Source organism: Proteus sp. PR00224, from assembly GCF_016238105.1.
In the GTDB taxonomy this organism is placed as follows: Bacteria; Pseudomonadota; Gammaproteobacteria; order Enterobacterales; family Enterobacteriaceae; genus Proteus.
The window spans coordinates 19,050-36,641 of the sequence record NZ_JAEHQU010000012.1 but is presented as its reverse complement, the minus strand read 5'-3'; the positions used below and the strand labels follow the sequence as shown (position 1 = coordinate 36,641).

Below are 17,592 nucleotides of genomic sequence, written 5' to 3'. Positions count from 1 at the left end.
TAACCCCATGACACCAGAATCCGTCTTAGCACTAGGTACTGAAGCGATGAAAATCGCTTTATCACTAGCTGGCCCTCTTTTATTGTCCGCTCTAGTGACGGGTCTTGTGATCAGTATGCTTCAAGCTGCAACGCAGATAAACGAAATGACATTGTCGTTTATTCCAAAAATTCTTGCTGTATTAGCTGCTATTTTAGTTGCGGGTCCTTGGATGTTAAGTTTACTTGTCGATTATATGCATAACTTATTTACTGGCATTCCTGGGATGATTGGTTAATAGCAATGATAACCCTGACCAGTGAAATGCTTAACGGCTACATTAGTGATTTTTTCTGGCCATTTGTGCGTATACTCGCCCTTTTTAGCACTGCACCGCTATTTAGTGAAAAGCAGACACCTAAAAAATTTCGCATTGCGCTCGCCTTTTTAATTACTGCATTAGTTGCACCAGGCTTACCGCAAAGTAATGTACCTTTATTCTCGCTTATTGCCTTTTGGGTACTGTTGCAACAAATTCTAATTGGCACAATTTTAGGGTTATCAATGCAGTTGGCGTTCGCTTCTGTTCGTCATGCAGGTGAAGTGATTGGCTTACAGATGGGGCTTTCATTCGCCACCTTCGTCGATCCATCAGGCGGCCCTAATATGCCTATTCTGGCACGTATTTTTAATATGCTAACAATGCTATTATTTATGGTATTTGATGGACATTTATGGCTATTGTCTATATTAGTTGATACGTTCTATGTTGTTCCTATTGGAAATCAGACGTTTAACTCATTAGGTATTCTCACTTTAGTTCAAAGTGGTGGCACAATCTTTATTAACGGTATGATGTTAGCCATGCCATTAATCACTCTACTTTTAGTACTCAACCTTTCATTAGGTATTCTAAACCGAATGACACCACAACTTTCAGTCTTTGTGGTTGGCTTCCCTCTTACGCTGACTATCGGTATGTTAGCATTATCCATGATTATGCCTGCATTACCTGTGTTTACAGAGCGTGTCTTTAGCGATACGTTTAATCGTATTACATTGATATTGCAACAGTTGGTTTCTTGAGATTTCGGATTATTAACTTTTAATTAGTTATTTTTCATCTCACTCATTAAAATTAATCTGTTTTCACTCTAGCCATCAATGGTCATTTATTCCACAATCCTTGTATATCATTATACCTGTCATCATTTTAGCGAAAAACGCCGTAAACCCTCGGTCAATGCGGGCGTTCAAACGATTATGGTTCATGCTCTTACAGAAAATGCAAAACAGTTTTATCTTCATAATGGTTTTAAAGCCTCTTCAATACAAAAAGACACTTTATTTCTAGCATTAAAGAAATGAACTCATCTGTTGTATTCAATAAAAAAAAACCCCTGATAAATAAATACCAGGGGTGATATCAAAATGTCTTAGAACCGAACTAAATAATTAGCGATACATTTTGAACATCGACATATCTTTCATGTCGTTAAAGACTTTATAAGAAGCTTGTAATACAGACTCTTCTTGGTAATAATCTGAAATTGCTTGTGTCCAGTCTAAATCACGCAATTCGCTTAAACGTTTTGCATTTCTTAAAGACGTATCCGCACCTAAATCATCTAAATTATCAAGCTCTTGAAGTTGTAAGCCTAATTTAGCTTCAACACTAGAAATATTATTTAGCGTTGCACGGTTAATACGGTTTGCCGCATCAATTTTATCTAATGCAGCATCACGCTCAGCTTGTGATTTACCTGTTAAAGGGTCACGCAATGCTGTAATCACATCATCAAGGGCATTAAAAATGTCTGGCTCTGTCCCTTTACTACCTGAAGATTGTAATGTTTCGATCCCTGTAAAGTTAGTGACCATTTCAATATTACTATCTACTTTTTGGGTAATTTGCTTATCACCGCCTTGATAGGTGATTTTGCCTGTTGCATCAGCGACAAAAGGAGGTTTGTCTGATTGGAAGCCTGCAAAAATATAACGCCCCACACCATCTTTTGTATTACCAATACCCACTAGCTGGTCTTTTAAACCAGCTAATTGTTCAGCTAAAGACGAACGGTCTTCATCACTTAATGTTGCATCATTACCTGCTGCAACCAGTGTTTCTTGAATTTTGGTTGTAATATTCACCATTTGGCTTGCTAAGCTCATCTGCAAAGACATACTGTTTTTTGCAAATCCACGAGCTGTCGCATACTGCTGATTACGCGATTCAGATTGTTTAACCATCACCGCTTGAGAAGCCGCCATTGGATCATCTGATGGTTTTTCAACGCGACGACCACTGGAGATTTTATTTCCTTCAGTCATCCATTTGCTTTGCGAACTGGTGATATTGTCCACTCGCTGACTAAAAATTTGATTTGAACTTAAACGCACCGTGTTATTCCTTATTCTGATGAAGGCTTAGAGAACTTGCATAATCGCATCAAACATACTGTTTGCTGTTTGAATAACTTTCGCATTTGCCATGTAATATTCTTGAATGCGATACATCTCGCCATACTCTTCATCCAAGTTCACGCCAGAAACAGACTGTTGTTGTTCTACAATACTTTTAGTGATAGAAACCTGAGCATCAAAGTCAACTTGAGCGGTATTCACTTTATTACCGACCATACTGATCAATGAGCCATAACCACCAGCAATTGTTGTTTTACCATCAATAATTTTTTCATCGGGTAACTCAAACAGTTTTTTCATGTTTTCGTTATCGCTTGGGCCAGTATCTTTAGAACCTGCTGCCGCAATTTTGCTAGGATCAGTCAAAGCAACTTTCATACCAGCAATCACGTTACCCACAGATTGAACGACAATGGAATCGTCTTTTTGTGGTGTACCATTGACTTTGATACTCATCCCTTCGAATTCTAATTCGCCCGTTGCACCAACTTTAGATGCAACTTTACGACCACCCGGCTCTACCGTCACATTCCAATTGCTGCCGTCATATTTAACCGTATAATCAGCCGCTTTTACTTCTTTAGTGTCAGTATATTTCACATCAAAGGTGGCATTACCTTTGTTTTTGCCGTTTGGCATAACATGAGCGCCACCAAGGTCAAAGAATTTTCCACCTTTGTCGCCATTTAAATCAAAACCTTGCTCATGCTGTTTATTAAATTGATCGCCCAACACTAACGCTAATTGGTTTAATTGATTACGGCTTGGATCTAACACTTCTTCACGGCTACGATAAGTACCGCCGAGTTCGCCACCTTTAATACGTTTTGCATCCACTTCACGAACTTCATCAATACCGTTGCTATAACCAATAACAAGGCGTTCGCTGTTTTTATTAGATGGAATAGCAGAAACTTCATAAGCACGAGTACCAGACACTAATGGCAAACCATTAGCAAATGTGACGTTAACAAAACCACCGTCTTGTTGAGTCACTTGTACATCAACCAGTGTGTTTAGCTCTTGAACTAAACGGTCACGTTGGTCTAATAAATCATTAGGTTCAGCGCCATTAAAGCCTTTAGCACGACTGATTTCATTATTTAATTTTGCGATCTGTTTTGTATATTCATTGATATTTTTAGAGGTGTTAGTGACCTGACTATTAATATCTTTTTCTAGATCGCGCAATGATTGGTCTGCTTTAGCAAACATATTAACCATCGCTTCCGCTTTACCAATAACGGTTGTACGCGCAGGATTATCTTCTGCGTTATTGGTAACGTTAGGTAAGCTTGTAAAAAATTCGTCAATTGCGCTCGAAACGTCATTCCCTTTATCTGCTAACAAATCATTAATTTGTGAGATATTTTTGGTATAACTGTTTAAAGCACTTTGTTTTGCCATTGCACGGTTCATTTGGCCAGCAAGGAATTCGTTATATTCTCGATGAATACGGCTAACATTAACACCATTACCGATATAACCATTACCGGTCATTGTGCCACTGTTTTCATTAAAAACAGTCATTTGACGGTTGTACCATTTCACATTTTGGTTAGCGATATTATTACTCACAGTGCTCATCGCAGCTTGTGCCGCATTAAGTCCGCTCATCGCTGTATTAATTAAACTGTTGGACATTTGTCTATCCTTTTACGTTTAGTCATCACCCGTATGCACGGAGCATAGCTGGCAAGTTAAATGGATGCTCTGGTCTTTATTATCGGTTCTTCCCCTCTAAACTTGAGGGGAAAATGATTAAAATAGGTCGCTTAAATCGTGAGTATAAGTTTTAGCAACTTGCTCACCACTTCCTTTTAATTGACCAATAATTGAAACCAGTTTTTTGGCATAACCCGGATCGGTAGCATAGCCTGCTTCTTGGATACGGTAAGCCGCTTGTTCAGGAGTTTGAGCTTGAGGTACTTTAGCGTAGCGAGGACTTTCAGTGATCAATCTAAGGTAATCTTGAATAGCTTCAACATATGAGCCATAAACACGGAAATTGTCACGCATTTTAATCGAGTTACCATCGATCACTTCAGTTGTCATGATATTCGTAACAGGCCCTTTCCAGCTACTTCCTGCTTTAATACCAAACAGGTTATAACTCGGTTTACCGTCACCTGTTAGAATTTCACGCTTACCCCAACCTGATTCAAGTGCAGCCTGAGCAACAACTAAAAGATGGTGTACACCAGTACCTTCTGTGGCTTGTTTTGCAGGCCCTAACAGTTTTGAAGCAAAAGAAGCACTGCTTTCAGATAAGCCCTTAAGCTTGCCAATCGTACTTTCAACTGCATTTTGATAGGGCTGCATCGCACGATAAATTTGCCCCAATGCTTGCGTTGGCATGGATTGAAATATATCACTACCATCTAATGGCATAGGTGTTTTGCCCGCCATTTCACTTGGGTCTAGCGTGACTTTGGCAGAAAGTTGTTTTTCTATCATGTCAGCAAAGCCCAAGCCTTTTTGTGATAAGTCTTGAGCGATTTGTTGATCATAAAGAGAGGTGTACATCTTGGTACTTTCTGAGTTGAACATGCTTTCTTGAGGAATAGCATCACGCATGCTCTTTAACATCATTTGAACAAAAACACCTTCAAGTTGCTGCGCCACTTGGCGCAGCCCTTGCTGATCAGCATTTTGCCCAACCTGATATTTAAGTTTATTCAATGCATTACTGTCATATGCCGGCGCAGACATCGTCGGCATTGAAGAAAGCAGAGATAAATCTTTCATCAGATAATCTCCAGTCTCGCACGTAAGCAACCCGCGCTTTCCATTGCTTGCAAAATTGACATTAAATCTGTTGGTGTTGCACCAAGTGCATTTAATGTGCGGATCACTTCGTTTAAGCTTGCGCTTGCATTCACTTGTTGTAATGAACCACCTTGTTCACTCATATTTACGCTAGTATTACGCGTTACAACAGTGCTACCCCCTGCAAACGGAGTATTAGGTTGGCTTACATTAACTTGGCTATCAACCGTAACGGAAAGGTTGCCTTGAGCAATAGCACAGCTTCCTAATGTCACATCACGATTCATAACAACAGAACCTGTTCTTGCATTAATGATCACTTTCGCATCTGCAACAACACGTTTAATTTCAAGGTTTTGAACTTCAGCCAGAAAACGTACTTGTTCACTTTTACCAATAGGAACACGCAATTGAACTGTACGAGCATCTAAAGGAATAGCTGTACCTACACCGCGCAATTTATTAACGGTATCAGAGATGTGTTGTGCCAAAGTGAAGTTTTCTTCATTCAGTTGTAGGTTCAGCAGACCTGTTTGACCAAATTGCGAAGGCAGTTCACGTTCAATGATAGCTCCGCTGCTAATGCGTCCACCCGCCAACTGGTTCACTTTAACGCTATTACCACCCGCAGATGCACCTGCTCCTCCGACAACAATATTGCCTTGTGCTAAAGCATAAATCTGATTATCGACACCTTTTAATGGTGTCATCAGCAACGTACCACCACGTAAGCTTTTGGCATTACCTAAGGATGAAACAACGACGTCGATTGATTGCCCTGTACGACCAAAAGGCGGTAATTTTGCAGTTACCATTACCGCTGCAACGTTTTTCAATTGCATATTGGTGCCAGGTGGTACTGTGATCCCCAATTGTGAGAGCATGTTATTCAGACTTTGCGTGGTAAACGGAGTTTGCATTGTTTGGTCACCCGTTCCATCTAATCCCACAACCAAACCATAACCAATCAGCGCATTTTCTCTTACCCCTTCAACAGAGGTGAGATCTCTGATCCGTTCGGCATGAGCGGAAAAACCGACACATGTCATCACGATAAAGAAAAGGCTCATCGCTATTTTTTTCATCTGGACCCTACTCATTAAAAAGGTGATACATTTAAGAAGAAGCGTTGTAGCCATCCCATAGACTGTGCTTCATTGATATAACCGTCTCCGATATATTCAATACGAGCATCAGCAACTTGGGTTGAATTTACGGTATTAGCACCACTGATTGTTCTTGGGTTCACAACACCTGAAAAACGGATAAATTCAGTACCTTGATTGATAGCAATTTGCTTTTCACCGATAACGTGCAGGTTTCCATTGGCAAGAAGCTGATCGACGGTAACAGTGATGGTGCCTTTAAAGGTATTGTTTGCATTTGCGCCACCTTTACCGCCAAAGTCACTGTTTCCCTCCATTCCCATATCAGCACGGCTATTACCAAACAATCCTTCCAAAAATCTTGGCGTGATCGAAGCAAGGAATCCTGCTTTGCCATTACGGCTCGCATTTGCGGATGAGTTTTTGCTTGCACTCACGTTTTCTTGCAATGTAATCGTTAGCGTATCGCCAATATTTCGAGGACGTCTGTCTTCAAATAGAGGTTGATAGCCAAAATAAACAGGCTGAGCTGACTGAAAAATAGAGCCATTAGGTGCAGGTGCTGTTGGTGCCGTTGGAACCGCAGTTGTGTTACCTTCTACTAACGGTTTTTTGGGTATATGTGCGCATCCCGCCAGTGTCAGTACCAACAGGGCGGTACCTAAACGTTGATGACGACGCCATCTGACACTAAGCTTTCTTGCCCCAGAATTGTCAGTAATGACCTTTGTATCCATCTTCGATACTCTTTTAGTAATACGCCTGACAGGAACCCCTGCCAGGCTAATAAACAAACGAAATTAGAGTTGCGTTAGTTTCTGTAACATCTGATCAGATGTTGAAATCGCTTTACTGTTAATTTCATAAGCACGTTGAGTCTGGATCATATTGACCAGCTCTTCAGCTACGTTAACGTTAGAGGTTTCAACATATCCCTGATACAACAAGCCTGCGCCGTTGATACCTGGGGCATTCTCAGTAGGTGCGCCAGAACTTGCGGTTTCTAAGTACAAGTTTTCACCAACACTTTCTAATCCGCTGTCATTAATGAAGGTTGTTAGCGTCAATTGACCCACTTGTTGTGGTGCAGGTGAGCCTTCAATTTCAACACTGACAGTACCATCACGACCAATCATCACTTTTTTGGCGGTATCAGGTAAAATAATGGCTGGAACAACTTGGAAACCGCTAGTTGTCACTAATTGCCCATTTTGATCCATTTGAAAAGAACCATCACGAGTATAAGCATCTGTACCATCAGGTAACTGAACATGGAAAAAACCTTGTCCTTTAATCGCCACATCACGAGTACCGTTTGTTTGAGCCAAGTTACCCTGACTATGTAAACGCTCAGTAGCAACAGGACGAACACCTGTACCAATTTGTAAACCTGACGGTGCATTCGTCTGTTCTGATGTCATTGCACCCGGCTGGCGGATCGTTTGATACAGTAAATCTTCGAAAACCGCACGTTGGCGTTTAAAGCCATTGGTGCTGACGTTTGCGAGGTTGTTGGAAATCACATCCATGTTAGTTTGTTGTGCATCCAACCCAGTTTTAGCAATCCATAAAGAACGGATCATGGTTTTCCCCTTACACTATTTAACTCAGTGATAGCAATTGGTTAGCCTTTTGCGCATTTTCATCAGCGCTATGGATAACCTTCATTTGCATTTCGAAACGTCTTGCGTTTGCTATCATATCGACCATGGCTTCTGCTGGATTAACATTACTGCCTTCTAAAACACCAGCTAACACCTTCACGCTATCATCCGCAGGTAATTCCTCACCGGCACGCGCTGCCCCTTTAGGGGATAAATGGAATAAACCATCATCGCCACGAACTAAGTCGTTTTGCTCTGGTTTTACCATTTTCAAACGACCAATTTGACCCAACATTTTCGGTGGATCAGTCGGTACATGCGCAGTCACAATACCGTTATTGGCAATACTGACGTTTGCTTGAGCAGGCACTTCAATCGCACCGTTATCGCCCATTAACAAACGCCCTTGTACCATTAACATGCCATCAGCGTTGCGTTGGATATTCCCGTTTCGGGTATACGCTTCTGTGCCATCTTCAAGTTGAACGGCCAAAAAGCCGTTATCACTTAAAGCAACGTCCATTGATCTGCCGGTATAGTTCATCGTTCCTTGACTCTGATCGCTACCTGGCGTTGAGGCTACCGTTAATGTACGAGTTGGTAAGGTATCGCCATTGACAGGTACGGCTCGCATTGCACTAAGCTGCGCTTTGAATCCCGGCGTTGATGCGTTTGCTAAGTTGTTCGCCACGACAGCTTGGTTTTCCATCGAATGTCTGGCGCCGCCCATCGCGGTATAAATCACATGATCCATAACAGATTATTTCCTGCGTTATTAGCGCAAGCTAACCAGAGTCTGCAGGATCTGATCCTGAGTCTTGATGGTTTGTGCGTTTGATTGATAGTTACGTTGAGCAACGATCATGTTGACTAACTCTTGGCTCATATCCACGTTAGACGCTTCTAATGCGTTATTGGTTAATTTGCCGAATACGCCAGCGCCTGCAACACCCACGATTGGTGAACCTGAACCGTTAGTTTCAGACCACATGTTGTCGCCTTGTGAGCTTAAGCCGCCTGGGTTTGCAAAGTTAGCGAGTGCGATTTGACCAACAACTTGGCTTTGTTGGTTTGAGTAGGTCGCCATAATGGAGCCATCTTGCTCAATACGGAAATTGGTGAATTCACCCGCTTGGTAACCGTTTTGCGCTAATTTAGAAACGCTTGATTCAGCAACTTTTTGTTGGGTACTACCGGTGAAATCAAGTTCAATTTTGCCTACAGCAGAACCATTTAAAGAATCAATAGACATACTTGGTAATGCTGGTGGTGTTACACCCGCTGCGGTATAACTCTCTAATACACCTGACTTAGTATATTTTAAAGTCCCTAAATCTTGGTGAAGAGTTGGAGTACCACCAGCAGTCTTAGTTGATGTATCTTGTCCATAAACTTTCCATTCATTGTCATTCGTTTTTACAAAGAATAAGTTCAGATTATGTTCATTACCTAAGCTATCGTAAGTGGTAACGTTAGTACTAAAGTTATATGTATCACCATCTTTAGCATCAAATGGAGCTTTAGCGGGTTTATCTTCACCAGAGTTCAGGTTAACCGCCATATCAATTTTGTTGGTTGCGCTGGCATTCATCATATCGGTAGGAATAACGATAGGTGTTGGTGTTGCCCCTTTTTGAACAACGTTTTTACCATCAACAACTTGTACTGGATAACCTGTAATACGCATACCTTGCATATTAGTCAGGAAACCATTTTTATCTTTACCGAATTCGCCATTACGTGAATAGAAAACGCCACCGTTTTGGTCTTCAATGCGGAAAAAACCACCGCCAGAAATCGCTACGTCTGTTGGGCGGTTAGTGGTTGTGATACTACCGTCTTTAAAGTTTTGGCTAATGCCTGCCACTTTAACACCTAGACCTGCACCAGAGCCGGCGAAAACGTCAGCAAAAGAGACAGTTGCACCTTTGAAGCCATAGGTTGCGGAGTTAGAAATATTATTACCGATAGAATCTAAGTTAGCGGCTGCTGCGTTTAAACCACTTACTGCTTGTGAAAAGGACATGCGCCCTCCAAGTTGAATATGTGTTAGTTAAAGAACCTGACGAATTTCATCCAATGAAACGGTATTACCTAAGCCAACATCAAGGCGGGCACCACCATCCACCATGGACACACTATTCACCAGCGCATAATTCAGTGTCTTAACAGGGACCTGAGCATCATTAAGCGTGGCGTTAACGGTAAATTTATAACTGCCAGTTGGAACAGGATTGTCATCTTCATCAGTACAATCCCAAGAGAAGTTATAAACATCCGGTAGCATCTTTTTGTCCATTTGGATTGTACGAACGGTAGCACCACTGGCATTAGTGATGTTTATCGTAAGAGAATCGGTTGGACTGAGTAATTCAAAACCAAAAGGTGTTGAAAATAGGTGTTCATCGCTAGGCGCAGTTGGGTCAGTATCACCTGATTTATATATTCCCATTTGCTGGCGCGTTTTTTCATTTTGAGTATCAGGTGTTGGAATTGTGTCATCCCCATCACTGGGCTTTTCAGTTTCACCTTTACCGTCGGTTGGCTGAAAGACAACAATTTTATTCCCAGAGACCATAACACCACGGCCTACTAGAGAAGAAGCGCGCAACGCCTGACTTTGATCAATCTGTCCAACAATGTTATTCACTGTTTTATTCAGTGTTTCAATGCCTTCAACGGTTGAAATTTGAGCCAACTGGGAGGTTAACTCATTATTTTGCATTGGGTTTGTTGGATCTTGATTTTTCATCTGAGTGATGAGAAGTGTCAGGAAATTCCCTTTAATATCCTCACTACCACTTTTTTTCGTATGGTATGAAGAAGGTGTATCCCCGATAATGGTATTATCATAAGGTTCATTCATTGAGGAGGAAATACCCACAATTTATTCTCCCTATTGACCTATCATCAGTGTTTTTTGCATCAGCGATTTTGCCGTGTTCATCACTTCGACGTTAGCTTGGTAGCTTCTTGAAGCAGAAATGGTATTAATCATTTCACCCACAACATCAACATTCGGCATACGTACATACCCTTTTTCATCGGCAAAAGGATGTCCCGGCTGATATTCCATGCGAAATGGAGCAGGATCATCCACCACTTCAGTGACACGAACACCACCAACTTCTTGACCAGCAGGTGCGTTTACCTGAAAAACAACCTGTTTTGCACGATAAGGTTCACCATCTGGGCCCGCAACACTGTCGGCATTTGCCATATTGCTAGCACTTACGTTTAAACGTTGAGATTGCGCGGAAAGTGCTGAACCTGAAATATCAAAAATACTAAATAAAGACATGCTCTTTACCCTACTGTTGCAATACAGACATCATGCTTTTAACTTGTGAATTAATAAATGTCACATCAGCCTGATACTTAAGGCTATTGTCAGCAAAATTACTACGTTCCATGTCCATATCCACGGTATTACCATCCATCGCAGTCTGATGAGGCACGCGATAGAGTAAGTCCGCTTCTAAGCGATAACCGGGTTTGATCGGGATATGGCGCTCTGATGTCATCGCCAATTGCATGCCATGACTACCAGTACGTCCGTTTTCAATGGTTTTCTTCAATTCAGAAGCAAAATCAATATCACGAGCCTGAAAGCCTGGGGTATCTGCGTTTGCGATATTCGCAGCGAGAATTTCTTGGCGTTTATTGCGTATTGAGAGCGCTTCTTGTTGAAAATGAAACGTATTTTCTAATTTATCGAGCATCTTCTATCCTTGGTGGCTAAGCCACTTACCTCAGCTGATAAAACAATTTCAGTTGACAGAATAAACGCTCAAAAAAAAGATGATTGGAGGAATAGGCGTAAATTGGATTGCTATTTATGCGTTTAAGGCGTGCAAAGTCGATGTACACTGTTATTGCTAAATAATGACAAACGCACAATTAGCATCAACTCTGTAAGGTGATACAAATTATGTTAGTTAGAACTCTTATCGGTCTATTTTCTTTTTTCTTTATGGTGAATGTGAGTATCGCGAAATCACTGCCTGAAGAACTGCAAGATTTCTTTGTCGCACTTCACCAACAAGACGATAAAGTGACTGTGACAGTTTTAACGCCAGAAGAGAAATGGCCTGTCTGCCAAACACAAGAGATCCAACGTCATGCTGGCTCTCGTAATTGGGGACGTCTTTCAATCCCAATTCAGTGCGATAAGCAACGTCGTTTTATTCAAATTGATGTTAGCGTTAATGGTGAATACTTAATCGCGAAAAAAGACATCAATCGTGATGATATTATTGAAACGTCTGCTATTAGTACGGCAACGGGCGAATTAGAAAAATTACCTTATGATGTATTACGTGATCCCGCATTAATTAAAAATGCGATCGCAATGCGACAAATATCCGCAGGAAAACCTTTAACCTCCACAATGGTTCGTCGCCCTTGGGCTATTTTGGCAGGACAAACCGTCACCGTATTTGCACAAGGCCCTCACTTTCAGATCCGTTATGAAGGCAAAGCTGTAAACAACGCGGTTGCCAACGAAACCATTCGAGTGAGAGTTAAATCAGGCCAAATTGTCACTGGCGAAGCACTTGAAAATGGCTCTGTACGCATCCCTCTTTAATGGATAAAAAAGCTGATAAGCAGAATAAGCCTATATTGAATTGCTTGTTACCCGTTTCAGTTATGGCAAGCCAAGGTAAACTCTCTTACGTTACATTTTTACTCTAAATAATTGCGATAATTTAAAGCATCAATATAGATAAATGTTTATAGATAAATGTTGATAGATAAATGTTGATACTCTAAATAATTTAAGTTGTAGCTAGGCGACAAATGAACGAATCGCTAGGAGCATACATAAGTATGTGACTAGTGTGAGTGAATGCGATCAATACCGCTACGGCTTGAAGTATGACAAGTATGACGACTAAGATTAAAGTTTTTGATTTGATAGCCGATATAAAGAAACAAGATGATAGGCGAAAACACATAGGTTGTTTTACAATGGCTTCATCTGACTATTAATTGATGCCTAACAAAGGATTTTCCTATGAGTATTGAACGCGCAAATCCACTGCTTCCGATTAACGCAATTGCACAACGCAACCCGAGTGAAATCACTCAGGGCTCTCGTAAATCGGGAACAACTGAACAAAAAACTGCAACAGGCGACACTTCTGTAAAACTTAGTGAAGCGCAGAAAAAACTTGTTCAACCTGGAAATAAAGACATTAACGTTGAGAAAGTTGCTCACTTGAAAGAAGCAATTGCCAACGGAACATTAACCATGGACAGTGGTAAAATTGCGGATGCTCTTTTCCGTGAAGCTGCTGAAAGCATAACTCAATAATATTTTAATGATTATGATGGAAGAACTCCGCCAGACTTTAGATCTTCAATTATCACAGCTTAATACCATTGCAGGTATTTTACGTGCTGAACAACAGTTATTATGCGCAGGTAATATTGATATCAATGCCCTGCACGAAGTGACTGAACAGAAGAATTTTGTCTTGTCTGCTTTAGGTCATACAGACCAACAGCGTCATACGCTAAGCCAACAAGCCGGTGTAGAAAAACCTTATACAGGGTTGCCGTTCTTATCTGATTTATGGACACAGATAATAGACATCACGGCGGAGTTAAGATATCTAAATCAACATAACGGATTACTACTCGATCAACACATCTCTCGTAATAGTGATGCTATCCGTTTTTTGCAGAAGAACCACAGCCCAACCCTTTATGGTTCTGATGGGCAAGCACAGCGTTCAACACTGGCTGGGCGTAAAATTCAGGTTTAGGTTTTTTCAATAATTATCAGAATTCACACGAAACGCTATCAATATTGATAGCGTTTTGCTTTTCCAATAAAACACCTCTCACTTTAAGCCACCAGCAGATCACACTAGCACTGTTATCTATCATCTTTTCGTGGCACATCATTTTCTTCTCTAAACATTGGCTTTTATTTGAGCCTTTATTACCGCACCTTTCCTAACACACTAACCCATCGCACTCTTCAGTTTTATCAACCATTACAAACACAAAAAAGACCACTTAATAAAGTGGCCTTAAATTTAGATAATGACATATTAGCGAGAATGATTAATGAGGTTGTCCACCAATCATTGATGTCATACGAATATGGCGACCTTCACTGACTTCCATATTCGACAATACAGCTAATTGTGGCAGGCTACGGCGTAAGAAACGTGACAATAATGAACGTAACGCATGATTGACTAATAATACAGGAGCTCCACCTGACATCTCTTGGTGACGTACCGCATCCGCTGCTTGTTGTTCAATATTTTCAGCCAGTCCTGGCTCTAAACCGCCGCCACTTTGCATTGCTTGAACAAGAATACGCTCTAAGCTTGCATCTAACCCAATGACTTGGATTTCATCTTGATCGCCAAACCAGTGTTGTGTAATCGCACGACGAAGTGCAACACGAACAACCGCCGTTAATTCAGCCGGATCTTTTTGATCTGGTGCATGCTCTGCTAAGGCTTCTAATATGGTTCTCATATCACGAATAGGCACTTGTTCAGACAGCAGGTTTTGCAATACTTTGTGCAATACAGTGAGTGAAAGCATATCTGGGATCATATTTTCTGTCATTTTAGGGAGCTCTTTACTCACCCTATCAAACAGCATTTGTGCTTCTTGACGACCAAATAATTCCGATGCATATTTCGCTAATACATGGTTAAAATGTGTTGCAATAACGGTACTTGCAGCAACAACGGTATAGCCCTGAACCTGAGCTTGCTCTCTTAAGCTGTCATCAATCCAAACAGCAGGTAAACCAAATGCAGGCTCTTGAGTAATATCGCCCTCTAAAGAGCCAACGGCATTACCCGGATTGATTGCTAACCAACGACCTGGATGCGCTTCACCATGACCAATTTCAACCCCTTTCATTAGAATGCGATAAGAAGAAGGTCTTAATTCCATATTGTCTCGGATATGAACAACAGGAGGAAGATACCCCGTTTCCTGAGCAAACTTTTTACGGATACCACTAATTCGGCCTAACAACTCACCATTTTGGCGACTATCTACCATTGGAATTAAGCGATACCCTACTTCCATCGCTAATGGATCTTCAAGTTGTACATCTTCCCATGAAGCTTCAACAACACGATTTTGTTTTTCAACTTCTTCCATCTCTTTTTGTTGATGCACTTCAGGGTTAGCGTTGCGACGTAAGATATACCAACCTAATCCACCTAATGCTGCGGTGAAGAAAAGGAAAACAAAGTTAGGCATTCCTGGTACTAAACCTAACAGACCTAGCACACCTGCGGTTAACAGTAGAACACGAGGGTTATCAAACAGTTGGGTAACCATCTGTTGCCCAACATCTTCATCTGTTGCAACACGAGTAACGATAACACCCGCTGCTGTTGAGATAATCAATGCAGGAATTTGAGCAACCAGACCATCACCGATGGTTAAAAGAGTATAAGTCGTTGCAGCATCGTTTAATGCCATCCCGTGTTGAGCGACACCGACAATAAGACCACCCACCACGTTAATCACAAGGATCATTAAGCCTGCGATGGCGTCACCACGAACGAACTTACTCGCACCATCCATTGAACCGTAAAAGTCGGATTCCAATGAAACTTCTTTACGGCGTTTTTTTGCTTCGTCTTCGTTGATAATGCCTGCATTCAGGTCAGCATCGATTGCCATCTGTTTACCCGGCATTCCATCTAACACAAAACGCGCACCTACTTCAGCAATACGTCCCGCACCCTTAGTGATAACCATAAAGTTAATCAAAATAAGGATGATAAAGACCACAATACCGATAGCAAAGTTACCGCCAACAAGGAAATGGCCAAAGGCTTCAACAACGCGTCCCGCAGCATCTGGCCCTGTATGTCCTTCCATTAAGATGATACGTGTTGAAGCCACGTTTAATGATAAACGTAACAACGTAGTAAACAGCAAAATAGTAGGGAAAGCAGCAAAGTCCAAAGTACGTCGAGTGAACATTGCGACCAACAGCACCATGATGGAGAGTGCGATGTTAAAGGTAAATAATAAATCCAATAGAAAAGGTGGCAATGGCAATACCATCATTGACAGTATCAACAAGATAAGCACTGGCCCTGCCAGTATCTGCCACTGAGAACTTTTCCAATTTCCCGGCAAGCGGAGTAATGAGGCCAAATTAGCCATGACGATTATCTTCTCCAGCAAAGTCCAGTGCGGGAGGCACTGGCAAGTTCATAGGTTGTTTAGGTTTTAAACCACCTTCGGTTTTCCATCGTTTCAGTTGATAAACCCATGCAAGCACCTCGGCAACCGCAGCATAAAGGGTTGAAGGTATTGCATGACCTATTTCACTGTGACGATATAACGCCCTAGCAAGCGGTGGCGCTTCTAGAAGCGGAATTCGATTTTCTGCACCAATCTCTTTAATTTTTAACGCAATAGCCCCTGCACCTTTTGCTAAAACTTTAGGTGCGGTCATTTTGTCGTTGTATTGCAGTGCAACAGCATAATGTGTTGGGTTCGTAACAATAACGTCTGCTTTCGGTACATCCGCCATCATTCGGCGACGAGACATCGCATGCTGTTGCTGACGGATACGCGCTTTAAGTTGCGGATCACCCTCTTGCTGTTTAAATTCATCTTTAATTTCTTGGCGCGTCATACGTAGCTTTTTCAAATGACTACGAATTTGAAAAATAATGTCGAATGCCACCATCGGTATCAGCATAAAAACCGTAATGTAGACGGCAAAAATCAGCAGTTGCATTGCATTGGCTAACGCACTAAGCGGTGGCAGTGTGATCAGATGGAGAATATCGTTCCAGTTGTGCCATAAAAAAACGGTTGCGGCGATCCCCACAAAAGTTGATTTCAGTATCGCTTTAAATAATTCAGCCAACGCATTCATTGAAAATATGCGTTTTAACCCAGAAATAGGGTTCCATTTTTTTGGATCAAACTTAATGGATTTACTGCTAAAGTTAATCCCGCCTAATAAGGCAGAGCCACCAATTGCCACGATCACTAACCCCAAAAACACGGGAGATAGCGCAAAAACAGCTTGTTTAATCAAGCTACCAAATCGAGGGATCAACAAATTCTCATTACCAATAAGGTGATGATTAAACGTAAATCCTTCTGTTAACATGGCATGTAGCCCACGGGTGATAAATCCACCACTCATCCACAGCAAACTCACGCCCCCCAAGATCATTAATACGGACGATAGCTCTTTAGAACGGACAATTTGTCCATCCTTTTTGGCTTTTTCCCGTTTATGGGGTGTGGGTTCCTCTGTTTTTTCGAGATCGCTATCTTCAGCCACAGTCTGTCCGATTTAGATATTGAGATTAAAAGCATGAATGAAATGACTCTAAGCATGACAAATTCAGAGGAAATTGATGGGCTGAACAATCGCAAATTTACGGGGCTTTTTGGGCTATGACGGTATGCACTGGAAAAACAACTCAATGATAAAAATGGAGATATAAGCAATATTGACGCTGATTATAAGGAAATCAGCAAAATTCACAGTAAAATTGAGTAATTTTGCTTTTGATGATTATTTCGACAACATCAAAAGCCGCTTAAAAAAAGCGGCTTACATTTTCTTCAATAGCGTGGGCTATTAAAGCATTATTACGTACTTTTTTATCCATAAAATACATCATCCTAAAAGAGCTGAGCATAGAGCGAATGCGTCCTGCATATCTCAACGTCCTTATCGC

Annotated in this window: 18 protein-coding genes and 1 pseudogene; 6 read left to right on the top strand and 13 right to left on the bottom strand. The window is 41.4% G+C overall.

What is annotated here, in order from left to right; all coding sequences use genetic code 11:
- Positions 1–7: 7 nt before the first annotated feature.
- The 3 genes and pseudogenes from fliQ to JEP71_RS17610 all read left to right on the top strand — a co-directional run.
- On the top strand, positions 8–277 hold the full coding sequence (gene fliQ, locus JEP71_RS16315) for a flagellar biosynthesis protein FliQ (RefSeq protein WP_069367481.1): 270 nt from the start codon (positions 8–10) through the stop codon (positions 275–277).
- Between the two features lie 5 nt (positions 278–282).
- The gene (fliR, locus tag JEP71_RS16310; RefSeq protein ID WP_098942426.1) at positions 283–1,065 is read left to right on the top strand and encodes a flagellar biosynthetic protein FliR; all 783 of its coding nucleotides are present in this window, start codon (positions 283–285) and stop codon (positions 1,063–1,065) included.
- Between the two features lie 156 nt (positions 1,066–1,221).
- Positions 1,222–1,347, top strand: a pseudogene (locus JEP71_RS17610) (GNAT family N-acetyltransferase); the annotation flags it as partial.
- 87 nt (positions 1,348–1,434) lie between these two features.
- Here JEP71_RS17610 and flgL read toward each other — a convergent pair.
- The 11 genes from flgL to flgB all read right to left on the bottom strand — a co-directional run bounded on the left by flgL (position 1,435) and on the right by flgB (position 11,604).
- The gene (flgL, locus tag JEP71_RS16305; RefSeq protein WP_198626600.1) at positions 1,435–2,379 is read right to left on the bottom strand and encodes a flagellar hook-associated protein FlgL; all 945 of its coding nucleotides are present in this window, start codon (positions 2,377–2,379) and stop codon (positions 1,435–1,437) included.
- A 27-nt stretch (positions 2,380–2,406) separates the two neighbouring features.
- Positions 2,407–4,047 carry a flagellar hook-associated protein FlgK gene (flgK, locus tag JEP71_RS16300; protein ID WP_198626599.1) on the bottom strand — a complete coding sequence of 547 codons (1,641 nt, stop codon included), beginning with the start codon at positions 4,045–4,047 and terminating at the stop codon, positions 2,407–2,409.
- A gap of 117 nt (positions 4,048–4,164) precedes the next feature.
- Entirely contained in the window at positions 4,165–5,151 is a 987-nt protein-coding gene (gene flgJ, locus JEP71_RS16295; protein WP_109373795.1) for a flagellar assembly peptidoglycan hydrolase FlgJ, read from the bottom strand.
- On the bottom strand, positions 5,151–6,257 hold the full coding sequence (locus tag JEP71_RS16290; protein WP_099075765.1) for a flagellar basal body P-ring protein FlgI: 1,107 nt from the start codon (positions 6,255–6,257) through the stop codon (positions 5,151–5,153). The genes flgJ and JEP71_RS16290 overlap by 1 nt, the downstream gene beginning before the upstream one ends.
- Positions 6,258–6,271: 14 nt before the next feature.
- Positions 6,272–7,015 (bottom strand): flagellar basal body L-ring protein FlgH, encoded by a 744-nt coding sequence (locus tag JEP71_RS16285; RefSeq protein ID WP_023581820.1) that lies wholly within the window; start codon positions 7,013–7,015, stop codon positions 6,272–6,274.
- A 63-nt stretch (positions 7,016–7,078) separates the two neighbouring features.
- Entirely contained in the window at positions 7,079–7,861 is a 783-nt protein-coding gene (gene flgG, locus JEP71_RS16280; RefSeq protein WP_109373796.1) for a flagellar basal-body rod protein FlgG, read from the bottom strand.
- Between the two features lie 19 nt (positions 7,862–7,880).
- Positions 7,881–8,636, bottom strand: coding sequence for a flagellar basal body rod protein FlgF (locus JEP71_RS16275; protein WP_198626598.1), 756 nt, complete (start codon positions 8,634–8,636; stop codon positions 7,881–7,883).
- Between the two features lie 21 nt (positions 8,637–8,657).
- Complete coding sequence (gene flgE / locus JEP71_RS16270; RefSeq protein WP_198619829.1) at positions 8,658–9,908, bottom strand: flagellar hook protein FlgE; 1,251 nt, start codon at positions 9,906–9,908, stop codon at positions 8,658–8,660.
- 27 nt (positions 9,909–9,935) lie between these two features.
- Positions 9,936–10,766, bottom strand: coding sequence for a flagellar hook assembly protein FlgD (locus tag JEP71_RS16265; RefSeq protein WP_196534223.1), 831 nt, complete (start codon positions 10,764–10,766; stop codon positions 9,936–9,938).
- 12 nt (positions 10,767–10,778) lie between these two features.
- Complete coding sequence (flgC, locus tag JEP71_RS16260; protein WP_006533173.1) at positions 10,779–11,183, bottom strand: flagellar basal body rod protein FlgC; 405 nt, start codon at positions 11,181–11,183, stop codon at positions 10,779–10,781.
- Positions 11,184–11,193: 10 nt separating this feature from the next.
- A complete protein-coding gene (gene flgB, locus JEP71_RS16255; protein ID WP_072068529.1) occupies positions 11,194–11,604 on the bottom strand; it encodes a flagellar basal body rod protein FlgB in 411 nt (136 codons plus the stop codon).
- Between the two features lie 209 nt (positions 11,605–11,813).
- Here flgB and flgA point away from each other — a divergent pair, with 209 nt between their 5' ends.
- The 3 genes from flgA to JEP71_RS16240 all read left to right on the top strand — a co-directional run bounded on the left by flgA (position 11,814) and on the right by JEP71_RS16240 (position 13,653).
- On the top strand, positions 11,814–12,470 hold the full coding sequence (gene flgA / locus JEP71_RS16250; RefSeq protein WP_198619827.1) for a flagellar basal body P-ring formation chaperone FlgA: 657 nt from the start codon (positions 11,814–11,816) through the stop codon (positions 12,468–12,470).
- A gap of 429 nt (positions 12,471–12,899) precedes the next feature.
- Entirely contained in the window at positions 12,900–13,199 is a 300-nt protein-coding gene (gene flgM, locus JEP71_RS16245) for a flagellar biosynthesis anti-sigma factor FlgM (RefSeq protein WP_109396479.1), read from the top strand.
- A 13-nt stretch (positions 13,200–13,212) separates the two neighbouring features.
- Entirely contained in the window at positions 13,213–13,653 is a 441-nt protein-coding gene (locus JEP71_RS16240) for a flagella synthesis protein FlgN (RefSeq protein WP_109373857.1), read from the top strand.
- Between the two features lie 304 nt (positions 13,654–13,957).
- On the opposite strand, the gene flhA is transcribed toward JEP71_RS16240, so the two are convergent.
- Complete coding sequence (gene flhA / locus JEP71_RS16235; RefSeq protein WP_198619826.1) at positions 13,958–16,048, bottom strand: flagellar biosynthesis protein FlhA; 2,091 nt, start codon at positions 16,046–16,048, stop codon at positions 13,958–13,960.
- A complete protein-coding gene (gene flhB, locus JEP71_RS16230) occupies positions 16,041–17,189 on the bottom strand; it encodes a flagellar biosynthesis protein FlhB (protein WP_198619825.1) in 1,149 nt (382 codons plus the stop codon). The genes flhA and flhB overlap by 8 nt, the downstream gene beginning before the upstream one ends.
- Between the last annotated feature and the right edge of the window lie 403 nt (positions 17,190–17,592).